Below are 14,403 nucleotides of genomic sequence, written 5' to 3' on the forward strand. Positions count from 1 at the left end.
CTGGAAACTCAAGCGCCGCAACTACCGTTCAGCTCGCATCATGAAAAATGATGCCCAGGGTATGGCGCAAGCCCGAACGCAAACGCGACACGCCGTGGCGCATGTTCACGCGGTAACTGCCGCGCGTGCCGTTGACGGGACGCTGCGCGACGGGAAAGAGGACGGCGTCGCCCTGCGCCAGCGGCACGACCTCGGCGCGCGACTGCATGCGCGGGCGCTGCTCCGTCAGCACGAACTCGCCGCCCGTGAAATCGTCTTGCGGGCGCGACAGCAGCACGGCCAGTTGCAGCGGAAACACGTGCTCGCCATACAGGTCCTGATGCAGGCAGTTGTAGTCACCCTCGCGGTAGCGCAACAGCAGGGGCGTGGGCCGGTTTTGCCCGGCAGCATGGCAGCGCGCGAGGAAATCGGCGTGACTGGACGGAAAGCGGCTAGCGAGGCCCATGCTGGCGTGCCAGCGGTTGGAGATGACCGCCAAGGGGGAATACAAGCCCATGCGCAACGCGGCCACCAGGTCAGGCAGCGGATGGGCGAAATACTGGTATTCGCCCTGTCCAAAGCCATGGCGCTGCATCACTACCTTGCTGCGAAAACGCGACGCGTCGTCATACTGCGCCGCCAGCACCACGCAGGCGTCCGCATCCAGCAAGCCCGGCATGACGGCGCAGCCGTATTGATTGAGATCATCCTCGATCTGCTGCCAATCCAGCGCCCTCATCGTTCGCCCTCGCGTTGCAGCAGCGCCTGCTTGCGTTCCACGCCCCAGCGGTAGCCGGACAGCGCGCCATCGTTGCGCACCACGCGGTGGCAGGGAATGGCGACGGCCAGCGCGTTCGCCGCGCAGGCACCGGCTACGGCGCGCGCGCCTTGCGGGGCGCCGATGCGCCGCGCCAGCTCGGCATAGCTGACCGTGCTGCCGGCGGGAATCTCGCGCAAAGCTTGCCACACGCGCTGCTGGAACACCGTGCCACGCACGTCGAGCGGCAAGTCCAGGCCGATAGCGGGCGCCTCGACCAGGCCGACCACTTGCGCCACCGTCTGTTCATACTCGAGCTCCGCACCGCGCAGCTCGGCTTGCGGAAAACGGTCCTGCAAGTCGCGCAGCAGCACTTCCGGGTCGTCATCGATCAGAATCGCGCAAATGCCCTTGTCCGTGCTGGCCACGAGGATGGCGCCCAGCGAGCAGGCGCCGATGGCAAAGCGGATCACGGCGCCGCTGCCGCCGGCGCGAAAGGCGCCCGGCGTCATGCCCAGCAAGCCCGGCGTGGCGGCATACAGGCGGCCGCTGGAATTGAAGCCGGCCGCATATAGCGTTTCCGTGACGTTGCCCGCGCCCTGCAAGCCAGCCTTCAGGCGCTCGCCGCGCCGCGCCGCCGCGTACGCTTTCGGCGTGATGCCCGTGTGCGCCTTGAAGACGCGGTGAAAGTGAAAGCGGCTCATGCCGGCGGCCCTGGCAAGGCTGTCCAGGTCAGGCAGCTCGTCGCTGGCGTCGATCAAACGGCAGATGTCGGCCACGATGGCCGCCTGGCGCTGGGCCAGAGGCGGCAGGTTCGGCTTGCAGCGCAGGCAGGGACGAAAGCCGGCCGCTTCCGCCTGCTCGCAACTGGCGTGGAAAGCCACGTTGCGGCGCAAGGCGGGACGCGCGGCGCAGGATGGCCGGCAATACACGCCCGTCGTGCGCACCGAATAGTAAAAGACGCCGTCAGCGTCGGGCGCGCGCCGCTGCAGGGCATCCCAGCGTTCATCGTCGGTCAGGTAAGCGTGTTCCATGGCGAACTCCGTACAAGTCAATAACAAGTCACCAGCATAGCCAGCGCCCATGCGCGCCACACTCCGGCGCTTGCTTTTGAATTCAAAAAGGCTGGCGGCAGGCATCGTGCTCGGTGCTAAAATCGGCCATCGCGCCTCCAGCCGGCGGCGCGCCCTGCCCGTGCCCCGGAGAAACCGCATTGGACGACCACACTACACAAGAAAATACGCCCATTTTCCAGCGCATCAAGGATTTTCTGCTGGCCGGCATCGCCGCCGGACGCTGGAAGGAAGGCGACGTGATTCCCTCCGAGCAAGCATTGGTAAAGCAATTCGGCGTCTCGCGCATGACGGTCAACCGTGCCGTGCGCGAACTGACCAGCGAGCAAGTGTTGACGCGACGCCAGGGTTCCGGCACCTACGTGGCGCAGCAAAAATACCAGGCGACCTTGTTGGAAATCAAGAGTATCGCCGATGAAGTGCGGGCGCGCGGACATATCCACCGCAGCAGCCTGCAATTGCTGGAACGTACCAAGGCCTCCGACTTGCTGGCCAAGCAATTCGGCCTGCCGCCGGAACACCCGCTGTTTCATTCTCTGATCGTGCATTTTGAAAACGGCGTGCCGATCCAGGTGGAAGACCGCTGGGTCAATCCCGAATGCGCGCCCGACTACATGACGCAGGATTTTTCCAGCATCACGCCGAACGAATACCTGATGGCCGCCGCGCCCCTGCAAGGCGCCACCTACAGCATCGAAGCGCTGTCGGCGCCGCGCGACATCGCCGAAATGCTGGCCATCGACACCAAACAGCCTTGCCTGGTGCTGCGCCGCCAGACGCGCTCGGGCGGCAAGATCGCCTCGATCGCCACCATGTGGCATCCCGGACACCGCTATCAGTTCGCCGGCAGCTTTACCTAAGAACACCTGGAAAAACCTACTGCGCGTCGCGCTTTGCGGCCTGTGATGCTCGCTGTGCTTCAGCACAGCTGCGCGTCTCGGACACAAGGGGGCGCCGAGCCTCGCTGCCGCTCGCTACGGTTTTATCAGGTGCTCTACAGATCGCTGGATTCCGTAGCACGATTTCGCGCAAACTTTCTCACGAATTCTCACCAAATCGCGAAAAAAACAGCCATTTCGGGGCGAAAAAAATCCCGTTTGGGCCGTTTCTGAACTTAAATACTCCGAGTAAATATTCGATGCTATAGTTGCCGCCAGAAAGCGCCGCAGGCGTTTATTTGAGCGCGCCTCATGTACTGCCAGCCTAGTCCAATCACGCCCCAGAAAGGGATGCATTTGTCGTATTGCAGCCATACGAGTTTCGGCGCACCACGCCCACGGCGCCCTGCGCTGCGCCGGCTCGCGCGTACGATGCTGGCGGCAGGCATGGTGCTTTCGCTACCGGTGCAGGCGGCGGCGCACGGCATGGCGCCGGCATTGCTGTGGCCGTATGCTGCCGCCAGCGCCACCGCCCTGGCGGGACTGGCTTGCTGGCAAGCCTGGCGCTTGCGCCAGCAGTTGCACCGCCAACCCCAACCCGCGCAGGCCCAGGCCGAACAGGATGCCGTGCAAGCCTTGCGCGGCGCCACCATGGCCGGCTGGACCTGGCGGCGCCAGTCCGACCGGCTGCAGTTCGCGCCCCAGTACCAGGACGTCCTGGGCGACAAGCATGCCAGGCTCGACCATGCACTGGCCGACTGGCTGGCCGAAGTCCACCGCGACGACCGCGCGCGCCTGAGCCTTGCATTTCGCCAGCATCTGGAGGGCCAGACACCCGGCACCTTCAATTGCGAATTCCGTTTGCGCCACAGCGACGGCCACTGGCGCTGGCTGCTGGCGCGCGGTGCCGTCCTGTCGCGCGCCTCGGATGGCGCCGCCACGCAGGCCAGCGGCATCGTCTGCGATATCAGCGAACGCAAGCAGGACGAGCAAGCGCGCATGCGCTCGATGCTGGAAGCGGCCCCCGAAGCCATGCTGGTGGCCGACGTCGAGGGCAAGGTGCATTACGCCAACCAGATCGGCGCGCGCTGTTTCGGCTATCCGCTGGCCGAATTGACGGGCATGTCGCTGGAGCAATTGGTACCGGAAAGCACGACCAGCCACTCCGTGAGCGACCCGCAAGGGCGGCACAGCCTGCCAGGCCGGGTAATGATGGCGCGCCGCCGCGACGGCACGCACTTCCCCGCCAAGGTCAGCCTGTCGCCGCTGCGCATGGCAGGGCAAGTGTTTTCCATCGTCTCGCTGCGCGACATGACGCAGCGGCAACGCGCCGAGGAAGCGCTGCACGCCAGTTCGGAACGCTACCGCCTGATCGTGCAGACGGCCGCCGAAGGCATCTGGATGACGGATGCGAACGGCAAGACCACCTTCGTCAACCCGAAGATGGCGCACATGCTCGGTTACACGGTACAGGAAATGCTGGGCCGTCCCCTGCTCGATTTCATGGACCGCGACAGCCAGTTGCTGATGCAGCGCCGGCTGGCCAGCCACGGCAGCCTGGCCAGCCAGCCGGACCAGGTCGATTTCCGCTTCTTCCGCAAGGATCAGTCCAGCCTGTGGGGCTTGCTGTCGAGCACCAGCATCCAGTCGGACAACGGCGAACCGGGCGGCACCCTGGCGATGATCACCGACATCACGGAACGGCGCCAGGCGTCGATCGCGCTGTCGAACTCAAGCCAGCGCATGGCCTCCGTGTTCGGCGCCGTGACGAATGGCCTGGTGGTGCAGGACAGCCACGGCCACATCCTGGAAAGCAATGCCGCCGCCGAGCGCATGCTGGCGGCCAGTCCGGCCGGCAACAGCCTGTGGCAAGCCATCCGGGAAGACGGTTCCGCCTTCGACCAGCGCAGCCATCCCGTGCACATCACCCTGTCGACGGGCGAAGCCATGCGCGACGTGCTGATGGGTGTGCAGCAACCCGACGGCAGCCTGTCGTGGCTATCCGTGAATACCGAGGCCATCCGCGATGAATATGGCAAGGTGGGCATGGTGGTGGCCAGCCTGACGGACATCACGTATCACAAGCGCAGCGAGAGCGCCTTGCGCGAGCTCAATGAACATCTGGAAGAGCGCGTGGCGCAGCGCACGGAGCAGCTGGACCAGGCCAAGCAGGTGGCCGAAGAAGCGAGCCTGGCGAAGGGACAATTCCTGGCCAACATGAGCCATGAAATCCGCACGCCGATGAATGGCGTGATCGGCATGGCCTATCTGGCCCTGAAGACGGACCTGGAGCCGCGCCAGCGCGACTACCTGGAAAAAATCCGCTTTGCCGGCGAGCACTTGCTGGGCATCATCGACGATATTCTCGACATCTCGAAAATCGAGGCGGGCAAGCTGGAAATCGAGCACGTCAACTTCAGTTTCGACCACGTCGTGCAAACCCTGATGACGGTGGTGGCGCCGCGCGCCGCCGGCAAGAACCTGGAACTGCTGTTCGAAATCGACCCGCAATTGCCCGCCGTGCTGGTGGGCGACCCGCTGCGCCTGGGGCAAGTGCTGATCAACTACGCCAATAACGCCATCAAGTTCAGCGAACAGGGCAGCATTACCGTGAAAGTGCGCAGGGTGGTGGCGGACGCGAAACACTGCCTGGTGCGCTTTGAAGTGTGCGACCACGGCATCGGCCTGTCGCAGGATGAAATGAGCAAACTCTTCCAGTCCTTCCAGCAAGCCGACACCTCCACCACGCGCGAATATGGCGGCACGGGCCTGGGCCTGGCCATCTGCAAGCAGCTGGCGCAGCTGATGGGCGGCGACGTGGGAGTCGACAGCCGTCCCGGCGCCGGCAGCACCTTCTGGTTCACGGCCAACCTGGGCATTTCCGACCAGGCCGCGCCCGCCATGCTCGACAGCATGGTGCAGACGGCGGCCGCCATGCGCGCCAGCGCCGACGCGGCCCTGGTGATGCGCACGCTCAAGCATGCGCGCATCCTGCTGGTGGAAGACAATACGTTCAACCAGCAAGTGGCGCTGGAATTGCTGGAGGAAGCGGGCGCCTCCGTCTGCCTGGCCAACAATGGCGAAGAAGCGCTCGACCTGCTGCGCCAGACCCAGTTCGACTGCGTGCTGATGGACGTGCAGATGCCGCTGATGGATGGCTTGCAGGCGACGCGCCACATCCGCGCCGACCCGCAGCTGGCGCACCTGCGCGTGCTGGCCATGACGGCCACGGCCACCAGCGAAGACCGCGTGCGCTGCCTGGAGGCGGGCATGGACGATTTCATTTCCAAGCCCATCCAGCCAGCCATGATGTACCAGACCATCGCCAGCTGGCTGCCGGCACACGAAACGCCGCCGCCACCGGCGCGCAGCCGCGCCGCGCCCGCCTTCAAGACCACCTTGGCAGGCGACCCGCAAGTGATCGACCTGTCCATCCTGGCCAAGTTGCTGGGCTACAACCCGGAAAAAGTGCGCAAGTTCGCCTTCAAGTTCCTGCAGACCACGCAGGATGGCTTTGGCGACATCGATGCGGCCCTGGCGCGCGGCGACGTGCACCAGGTGCGCGAACTGGGGCACCGCATCAAGTCGTCGGCGCGCACCGTGGGCGCCCTGGGGCTGGCCGAGCTGTGCCACAACCTGGAAACCCTGGCGCCGGGCGAACCGGACGACGAAGCAGAGCGGGCACGGCACATCGTCACGCGCCTGTGGCCCCTGCTGGAACAGATTACCGAACAAATCATGAATAACACCAGCTTTGCCAATGACGATTAGCTATCGCCAAATTGGGTTGCGGCAAGGTATCGGCATCGACAGCGATGCATATCAACAGAAAGACATGACGATGAACACTGTATCAAACCAAGCAAGCCGGGAACACAACGAAGCAGGCCTGGCGCCATTGCGCGTGCTGCTGCTGGACGACGACGTTTTCATGCTCGACGTGCTCAGCGACATGCTCGAGCAAATGGGCCAGTTCGACATTCGCTGCGAATCGCACAGCGAACAGGCGCTGTCGACCCTGAAGCAGCACCAGCCCGACCTGCTGATCTGCGACCTGTCCATGCCTGACATCGACGGCATCGAATTTTTGCGCATGGCGGCGGAAAACGGCTTCCGCGGCGGCGTGGTCCTGTTGTCGGGCCTGCATTCGGCCGTGCGCCTGGCGGCCGAACGTCTGGCCATGGCCAACGGCCTGCATATATTGGGCACCTTCCGCAAGCCGATGGAAAGCGCGGAATTGCAGCTGATGGTGAACTTGCAACTGCAGCACACGGCGCGTCAGGCCAGCGTACAAGCCTGAGCGCGCAGGCCGGACGGGAGGGCGGACACGGCGCTGCAGGCCAGCAGGCATGCGGCTTTGCCGCCCTGCCGGCACGCATGGGGACGATATGCCTCAAGTTTTTCTGCAATAATCGCCACGCTTTGAAAAAATGGGTTATTATTTCAGCCATCCCCGCCTGCATACCTCTGGTCGCACCTTCCAAGACATTGAAGTCGTGCCCATTGTCCCCATCTTCTCACTGCATTCCAGGAAGCATGGATGGCGAACCAGCGTATGGTTAATTCCAGGCATTATTGATCCCACCCTCATTTGAGGAAAATATGAGCGAAAATATCAAACACATTAGCGATGCATCTTTTGAAGCAGACGTCCTGAAATCCGAGTTGCCAGTACTGGTCGACTTCTGGGCAGAATGGTGCGGTCCCTGCAAGGCCATCGCCCCGATCCTGGAAGAAGTGGCCAAGGAATACGCCGGCCGCATCCAGATCGCCAAGATGGACGTGGACGCCAACCAGGCAGTGCCTGCCAAGTTCGGCATCCGCGGCATCCCGACCCTGATCCTGTTCAAGGATGGTGTTGCGGCTGCTCAAAAAGTGGGCGCCATGGCCAAGGGCCAGTTGACCGCTTTCGTCGACAGCAACATTTAATGTATGATAGGCAGCGCTGCGCCCGCAGCGCCGCCTGACTGGAACGTCCGGGAAGCGGCTTTGCCTCATTCGTGCACAGCCTTCCCCAATAATTAATCAACGCCACGCAGTCCCCTCCCCTACCTTTACATCCCGTCTCGGGACACTCAACACATATGCATTTATCCGAACTAAAGGCCCTACACGTATCCGCCCTGCTTGAGATGGCGATCGGTCTTGACATTGACAACGCAGCCCGCTTGCGCAAACAGGAGCTGATGTTCGCTATCCTGAAAAAACGCGCCAAGTCCGGCGAACAGATTTTTGGCGACGGCGCCCTGGAAGTGCTGCCTGACGGCTTCGGCTTCCTGCGCTCGCCCGACGCCAGCTACATGGCGTCCACCGACGACATTTACATCTCCCCTTCGCAAATCCGCCGCTTCAATCTGCACACCGGCGATTCGATCGAAGGCGAGGTACGGACCCCGAAAGATGGCGAACGCTATTTCGCATTGGTCAAAGTCGACAAGGTCAACGGCGAATCGCCGGAGATGTCGAAACACCGCATCCTGTTTGAAAACCTGACGCCGCTGCACCCGAACGAGCCGCTGCGCCTGGAACGTGAAATGAATGGCCAGGAAAACATCACCGGCCGCATCATCGACCTGATCGCCCCGATCGGCAAAGGCCAGCGCGGCTTGCTGGTGGCATCGCCGAAATCCGGTAAATCCGTGATCCTGCAGCACATCGCGCATGCGATCACGGCCAACCACCCGGACATCACCCTGATCGTGCTGCTGATCGACGAACGTCCGGAAGAAGTTACCGAAATGCAACGCTCCGTGCGCGGCGAAGTCGTCGCCTCGACCTTCGACGAACCGGCCACGCGCCACGTGCAAGTGGCCGAGATGGTGCTGGAAAAAGCCAAGCGCCTGGTCGAAATGAAAAAAGACGTGGTCATCCTGCTCGACTCGATCACCCGTCTGGCACGCGCCTACAACACCGTCATCCCTGCCTCGGGCAAGGTCCTGACCGGTGGTGTCGACGCGAACGCGCTGCAACGTCCAAAACGCTTCTTCGGCGCCGCGCGCAATATCGAAGAAGGCGGCTCGCTGACCATCATCGCCACGGCGCTGATCGAAACGGGTTCGCGCATGGATGACGTGATCTTTGAAGAATTCAAGGGTACCGGCAACATGGAAGTGCATCTGGAACGCCGTCTGGCCGAAAAACGCGTCTACCCGGCAATCAACCTGAACAAATCGGGTACCCGCCGCGAAGAGCTGCTGATCAAGCCGAACGAACTGCAAAAAATCTGGATCCTGCGCAAGTTGCTGTACTCGATGGACGAGATCGAGGCGATGGAGTTCATTCTCGACAAGATGAAAGCCACGAAGAACAACGCCGAGTTCTTCGACATGATGCGCCGCGGCGGCTGATTTTAGGGGTCAGACCCGGCGGGTCTAGGCGACCCCGTCTGACCCCAGCCGTCCGCTGATCATCCCGCAAGGCCGCTCATTGAGCGGCTTTTTTATTGCCGTCTGCCCGAAAGCGCTATATAATCGACGGTTGCATTATTTTAAACCCTGGCAAGTGATCGGCAATCGGGTCAAGAAGCAGGACGACCGACGAAGTGCTGTTTGGCTACCAAACTAGAGAGAAGACCATGAAAGTCGATACCCATCCAGAATACCGCGAAGTTGTTTTCCACGATCTGTCGTGCGATTTCAAATTCGTCACCCGCTCGACCATCCAAACCCGCGAAAAAATCACCCACGACGGTAAAGAATACCCACTGGTGAAGATCGAGGTTTCGGCTGAATCGCACCCATTCTTCACGGGCAAGCACAAAATCGTCGATACCGCTGGTCGCGTCGAGAAGTTCCGTCAGAAGTTCGGTTCGGTTGGTTCGAAAACCGCAGTCGCAGCAGGCTGATTTTTGCCGCTTTGCGGCAAAAAAGGGCAGCTTCGGCTACCAGAGAAAAGGCAGCTACGGCTGCCTTTTTTGTCTTTGGCCGCTTTACTTTATACTCGCGCATACCCGACGCCATTCGTCGCGTCTTGCCACTATTCTGATACCGATTATCGATGAAGCCAGTCCGCCTTCCTGCCGCTGCCACACTCGCGCTGCCACGATGGGCCTTGTTTGCGCTTGGCCTGCTGTACATCCTGCCTGGCCTGATCGGCCGCGAACCGTGGAAGAACGATGATGCCGCCAGTTTCGGCATCATGTGGACCATGGCGCATGGCGGCCTGAACGACTGGCTGTGGCCCAACGTGGCCGGCCTGTCGCTGCCCGATGAAGGCCCGCTGGCCTTCTGGCTGGGCGCCATTTTCATCAAGCTGTTCGGCTGGATCGACGGCGACGTCTTTGGCGCGCGCATGTCGACCATCGGCATCTTCGTCGTCAGCACCCTGTCCGTCTGGTACACCGCTTTCAACCTGGGCCGCCGCAACGACGCCCAGCCTTTGCGCCTGGCCTTCGGCGGCCAGCCCGAGCCGGACGACTTCGGCCGCACCCTGGCCGATGCCGCCGTGCTCATCTACCTGGGTTGCCTGGGCCTGCTGCAGCACAGCCACGACATCACGGCCGAAGCGCTGTACGTGTCCCTGATGGCCTATCTGCTGTACCGCGCCGTGCGCTACATGGAAGGCCCGTCCGTGCGCAATGCGGCCCTGCTGGGCCTGGCGATGGGCGGCCTGACCCTGGCGCGCGGCTGGATCACGCCGGCGGCACTGAGCATCGCCTTGCTGCTGTGCACCATCTTCCTGCGCCTGCCCTTGCTGCGCAGCATACGCCACCTGGCGCTGGCCATATTGATCGGCGTCGCGCTGACCCTCGTCTGGCTGCTGCCGGGCGAATGGCTGCGGCCGTACGGCCACTCGCCGCTGCAAGCGTGGATGGAATGGAATTGCCGCCAGTTCAGCGCCCCAAGCCTGAAAAGCGTGCAGTATTTCTTGCGTGTCGGCATCTGGTTCTTCTGGCCCGCGTGGCCGTTCGCCGCCTGGGCCGTGTATGCCTGGCGCCGTCAGCACCACGTGCTGCACATCGTCGTGCCGCTGACCTTTGTTGCCATGCTGGCCATCCTGGGCCTGTGCCATCCCGATCCCGACCCGAGCCAGCTGCTGCCGCTGCTGCCGCCGCTGGCCGTGATGGCCGCGTTCGGCCTGCTGACGATGAAACGGGGCGCCATCAACGCCATCGACTGGTTCTCCGTGATGGTGCTGACCATCTGCGCCCTCGCGCTGTGGCTGTTCTGGTTCGCCATCCTGACGGGCTGGCCGCCAAAACTGTCGCACAATGCCCTGAAACTGATGCCAGGTTTCAAGCCCGAGCTGGACTTGCTGGCCTTTTTCGTGGCAGCCTGCGCCAGCGCAGGCTGGGTGGCGCTGGTGCACTGGCGCATCTCGCGCCAGCCGGCCGTGCTGTGGCGCGCCGTGGTGCTGTCGTCCGGCGGCCTGATCCTGATCTGGGTGCTGATCATGACCTTGTTCCTGCCGCCGCTGAACTACAGCAAGAGCTACGCCAGCGTGGCGCACCAGATTTCCATCCACCTGCCGCCAGGCAGCAAGTGCATCAACAGCAACGTCGGCGCCGCCCAGCGCGCCTCGTTCGCCTACTTCGGCCACTTGCCGTTTGCCAAGGTGGGGCAGCAGCAATGCGAGGTGTTCCTGTTGCAAGACAGCATCAAGGTTCCCGACAGCAAGGAACAACTGCCCGAGCACCACGGGGCGGACTGGATCAAGCTGTGGGAAGGGCGCCGTCCCACGGATGACGTGGAACGCTTCCGCCTGTACCAGCGCGTCAGGTAACACACAAAAAACCGGGCCTGTCCCGGTTTTTTCTTACCCGCAAAGCAAACTTCGAAAGCGGCAAAAGTGTTGCTTTTAAATATAGTTAATTATATAAATTGAACTAGAATTGTTTTTTAGATTATAATGATGGCTTGCGCGATGGCGGTGTCTTGCTTTCCCGCCCTATTCGTCCCCCCATTCACCATGAGATTGTCCATGAAATTATTTACTGCCCGCACCTTGCCGCTCATCAGCGCCGCCCTGTTCGCCTTCTCCTTCAGCGCCTCGGCCCAGGCGACCGTGATTGACCTCGGCGTCGCCAACGGCTACTCGGCTTTTATCTTCGGCAACATCGGCAGCAGCAACGCCAGTGGCTTCACCAGCGTCGGCGGCAGCCTGGCTGCTGGCGGCAATATCTACCTGGACAGCTACAGCGTCGGCTCGAACAAGAAGCCGGGCAGCGCCGTCAACACCTTGGTCGCAGGTAACAACCTGAACATCGGTAGCGGCACCATCAACGGTACGGGCGTGTATGGCGTGAGCAATGCCAACGGCAGCGTAACGGCGCCATCGTGGTACCCAACGGGCACCTTCAGCAAGGGCAATGCTTCCACTCTGGACTTCGCAGCTGCCCAGCAGCAACTGACGACCCTGTCGGGCGATGTGGCCAAGCTGCAATCGAACGGCACCGTGATCTCGCAATACGGCGGCTTCAAGCTGGTCGGCGATGTCAACGCCGACGTCAACGTCTTCACCATCGCGGCGAACGACCTGCATAACCTGACCCTGGACGTATCGTCGCTGAAAAGCACGGCCAGCATCATCATCAATGGCACGGCCACCAACATCACCATGAGCGGCGGCTTCGACAATTTCGGCAGCTTCGCCGACCGTACGCTGCTCAACTTCGCCAATGCCACCACCACCAACCTGAACAACGTCGGCATCAACGGCAGCATCCTGGCACCGAACAGCGCGTTTTCCGGTTCGGGCAGCATGAACGGCACGTTGATCGCCAATTCGGTCAGCTCGGTCAATTATGGCCATGTCTCGATGAACGGCGCAGGCTTCAACACGGTCAGCGTCTCGGCCGTGCCGGAACCAGGCACCTACGCCATGCTGCTGGCCGGCCTGGGCCTGCTCGCCTTCGTGCGCCGCCGCACGCCAGCGCGCGCACCACAAGTCGCGATGGCTTAAGCTTTACGCTGAATCAATGCAAGACACCGGGCCGCGCGAGCGTCCCGGTGTTTTTTTATGGGCTGGCGAAAAATTTAGTCCGCGCTCAAGCCCAGGTCCGTCGCCACCTGCTTGCGCAACAGGTATTTCTGGATCTTGCCCGTCACCGTCATGGGGAATTCCTCGACGAAACGCACATAGCGGGGAATCTTGTAATAGGCGATCTGCCCATCGCAAAAGGCGCGGATGTCGTCGCTGGTGGCCTGCGTGCCCGGACGCAGGATGATACAGGCGCACAACTCTTCGCCATATTTGGCATCGGGCACGCCCACGCATTGCACGTCGAGCACGCTCGGGTGGCGGTACAGGAATTCCTCGACTTCGCGCGGATAGATATTTTCGCCGCCGCGTATCACCATGTCTTTCGAGCGGCCGACGATGCTGCAAAAACCGTTGGCGTCGATGACGGCCAGGTCGCCCGTGTGCATCCAGCGCGCCGCATCGATGGCTTCGCTGGTCTTTTCCGGGTCGCCCCAGTAGCCCTGCATCACGGAATAGCCGCGCGTGAGCAATTCGCCCTTCTCGCCGCGCGGCACGATGCGCCCTTCCGCATCGATGATTTTCACTTCCAGGTGCGGGTGGACACGGCCGATGGACGACACGCGCATTTCGCGCGGATCCTCGATCGCCGTCTGGAAGCTGACGGGCGACGTTTCCGTCATGCCATACGCAATCGTGATTTCCGCCATGTGCATCAATTCGATGACCCGCGTCATGACTTCCATCGGGCATGGCGAACCGGCCATGATACCGGTGCGCAACTGGGACAGATCGTATTGCTTGAAGTCAGGATGGTCGAGGATGGCGATGAACATGGTCGGCACGCCGTGCAGCCCCGTGCAGCGTTCGGCCTGCACGGTTTCCAGCACGGCTTTCGGATCGAAGCCTTCGCCGGGAAACACCATGGCCGCACCATGCGTGACGCAGGCCAGGTTGCCCAGCACCATGCCGAAGCAGTGGTACAGGGGCACGGGGATGCACAAGCGGTCCTGTTCGGTGAGGCGCATGGCTTCGCCGATGAAGAAACCGTTATTCAGGATATTGTGATGCGTCAAGGTGGCGCCTTTCGGCGCGCCCGTGGTGCCGGACGTGAACTGAATGTTGACGGCGTCGTCAAACTGCAAGGTAGCGCTCACTTCGGCCAGATGCGCCAGGTCGGTATCGGCAATGCCATCCATCAGGGCGTCGAAGTTGTGCATGCCTGGCGTGGCGGCCGCACCCAGGCGGATGACGTGGCGCAATTGCGGCAGGCGCGGCGACTGCAGGGCGCCCGCGCGCGAACGGGCGATTTCCGGCACCACGTCTTGCACGATGGCCAGGTAATCGCTGGACTTGAAGCTGGGCGACAGGATCAGCGCGCTGCATTGCACCTTGTCGAGCACGTATTCGAGTTCGGAGCGCCGGTAGGCGGGGTTGATGTTGACCATGATCAAGCCGGCTTTCGCCGTGGCAAACTGCGTCAGCACCCATTCGGCGCAGTTTTGCGACCAGATGCCGACCCGGTCGCCCGGCTGCAAGCCCAGTTTCAGCAAGCCGGCGGCCAGGCGGTGCACGCGTTGCTGGAACTCCAGATACGTCCAACGCACGTTCTGGTGCGCGACGATCAGGGCGTCGTGCTGGCCGTAGCGGGCGGCGATGCCGTCCAGGTAGGCGCCGATGGTAGCACCGATCAACGGCGTCTCGTGGGCGCCGTGTACATAACTCATTGCTTGCATGCTGTCTCCAGGGTGTGTGGCGCGACGCGCTCTTGTTATCGTCTTCGATGCAGAAAATTATA

Annotated in this window: 11 protein-coding genes; 8 read left to right on the forward strand and 3 right to left on the reverse strand. The window is 62.3% G+C overall.

What is annotated here, in order from left to right:
- Window positions 1-28 precede the first annotated feature (28 nt).
- Window positions 29-718 (reverse strand): 2OG-Fe(II) oxygenase, encoded by a 690-nt coding sequence (locus AC3IQ7_RS26960; protein ID WP_489207803.1) that lies wholly within the window; start codon window positions 716-718, stop codon window positions 29-31.
- On the reverse strand, window positions 715-1,770 hold the full coding sequence (gene ada / locus AC3IQ7_RS26965) for a bifunctional DNA-binding transcriptional regulator/O6-methylguanine-DNA methyltransferase Ada (RefSeq protein ID WP_489207804.1): 1,056 nt from the start codon (window positions 1,768-1,770) through the stop codon (window positions 715-717). Before ada ends, AC3IQ7_RS26960 begins: the two co-directional genes overlap by 4 nt.
- Before the next feature lie 179 nt (window positions 1,771-1,949).
- Between ada and hutC the strand changes: the two genes are divergently transcribed.
- The 8 genes from hutC (at window position 1,950) to AC3IQ7_RS27005 (ending at window position 12,587) form a co-directional block, all read left to right on the forward strand.
- Entirely contained in the window at window positions 1,950-2,669 is a 720-nt protein-coding gene (gene hutC / locus AC3IQ7_RS26970; protein ID WP_077408630.1) for a histidine utilization transcriptional repressor HutC, read from the forward strand.
- A 465-nt stretch (window positions 2,670-3,134) separates the two neighbouring features.
- On the forward strand, window positions 3,135-6,458 hold the full coding sequence (locus AC3IQ7_RS26975) for a PAS domain S-box protein (protein WP_489207805.1): 3,324 nt from the start codon (window positions 3,135-3,137) through the stop codon (window positions 6,456-6,458).
- Window positions 6,459-6,528: 70 nt separating this feature from the next.
- On the forward strand, window positions 6,529-6,987 hold the full coding sequence (locus AC3IQ7_RS26980) for a response regulator (RefSeq protein WP_099376684.1): 459 nt from the start codon (window positions 6,529-6,531) through the stop codon (window positions 6,985-6,987).
- A gap of 302 nt (window positions 6,988-7,289) precedes the next feature.
- Complete coding sequence (gene trxA / locus AC3IQ7_RS26985; protein WP_034780502.1) at window positions 7,290-7,616, forward strand: thioredoxin TrxA; 327 nt, start codon at window positions 7,290-7,292, stop codon at window positions 7,614-7,616.
- Window positions 7,617-7,771: 155 nt separating this feature from the next.
- A complete protein-coding gene (gene rho / locus AC3IQ7_RS26990) occupies window positions 7,772-9,034 on the forward strand; it encodes a transcription termination factor Rho (protein ID WP_034746249.1) in 1,263 nt (420 codons plus the stop codon).
- A 227-nt stretch (window positions 9,035-9,261) separates the two neighbouring features.
- On the forward strand, window positions 9,262-9,531 hold the full coding sequence (locus AC3IQ7_RS26995; protein ID WP_034746247.1) for a type B 50S ribosomal protein L31: 270 nt from the start codon (window positions 9,262-9,264) through the stop codon (window positions 9,529-9,531).
- A gap of 152 nt (window positions 9,532-9,683) precedes the next feature.
- On the forward strand, window positions 9,684-11,408 hold the full coding sequence (locus tag AC3IQ7_RS27000; protein ID WP_489207807.1) for an ArnT family glycosyltransferase: 1,725 nt from the start codon (window positions 9,684-9,686) through the stop codon (window positions 11,406-11,408).
- Between the two features lie 198 nt (window positions 11,409-11,606).
- Entirely contained in the window at window positions 11,607-12,587 is a 981-nt protein-coding gene (locus AC3IQ7_RS27005) for a choice-of-anchor A family protein (RefSeq protein WP_099376416.1), read from the forward strand.
- A 74-nt stretch (window positions 12,588-12,661) separates the two neighbouring features.
- On the opposite strand, the gene AC3IQ7_RS27010 is transcribed toward AC3IQ7_RS27005, so the two are convergent.
- On the reverse strand, window positions 12,662-14,341 hold the full coding sequence (locus AC3IQ7_RS27010; RefSeq protein WP_489207808.1) for an AMP-binding protein: 1,680 nt from the start codon (window positions 14,339-14,341) through the stop codon (window positions 12,662-12,664).
- Window positions 14,342-14,403 lie beyond the last annotated feature (62 nt).

This window comes from Janthinobacterium sp. GL_088 (genome assembly GCF_057837845.1).

Excerpts from the sequence above, each read along its gene's own strand:
- AC3IQ7_RS26960 (WP_489207803.1), bottom strand. The coding sequence starts at position 718 with ATGAGGGCGCTGGATTGGCAGCAGATCGAGGATGATCTCAATCAATAC.
- ada (WP_489207804.1), bottom strand. The coding sequence starts at position 1,770 with ATGGAACACGCTTACCTGACCGACGATGAACGCTGGGATGCCCTGCAG.
- AC3IQ7_RS26975 (WP_489207805.1), top strand. The coding sequence starts at position 3,135 with ATGGTGCTTTCGCTACCGGTGCAGGCGGCGGCGCACGGCATGGCGCCG.
- AC3IQ7_RS26980 (WP_099376684.1), top strand. The coding sequence starts at position 6,529 with ATGAACACTGTATCAAACCAAGCAAGCCGGGAACACAACGAAGCAGGC.
- trxA (WP_034780502.1), top strand. The coding sequence starts at position 7,290 with ATGAGCGAAAATATCAAACACATTAGCGATGCATCTTTTGAAGCAGAC.
- rho (WP_034746249.1), top strand. The coding sequence starts at position 7,772 with ATGCATTTATCCGAACTAAAGGCCCTACACGTATCCGCCCTGCTTGAG.
- AC3IQ7_RS26995 (WP_034746247.1), top strand. The coding sequence starts at position 9,262 with ATGAAAGTCGATACCCATCCAGAATACCGCGAAGTTGTTTTCCACGAT.
- AC3IQ7_RS27000 (WP_489207807.1), top strand. The coding sequence starts at position 9,684 with ATGAAGCCAGTCCGCCTTCCTGCCGCTGCCACACTCGCGCTGCCACGA.
- AC3IQ7_RS27005 (WP_099376416.1), top strand. The coding sequence starts at position 11,607 with ATGAAATTATTTACTGCCCGCACCTTGCCGCTCATCAGCGCCGCCCTG.
- AC3IQ7_RS27010 (WP_489207808.1), bottom strand. The coding sequence starts at position 14,341 with ATGCAAGCAATGAGTTATGTACACGGCGCCCACGAGACGCCGTTGATC.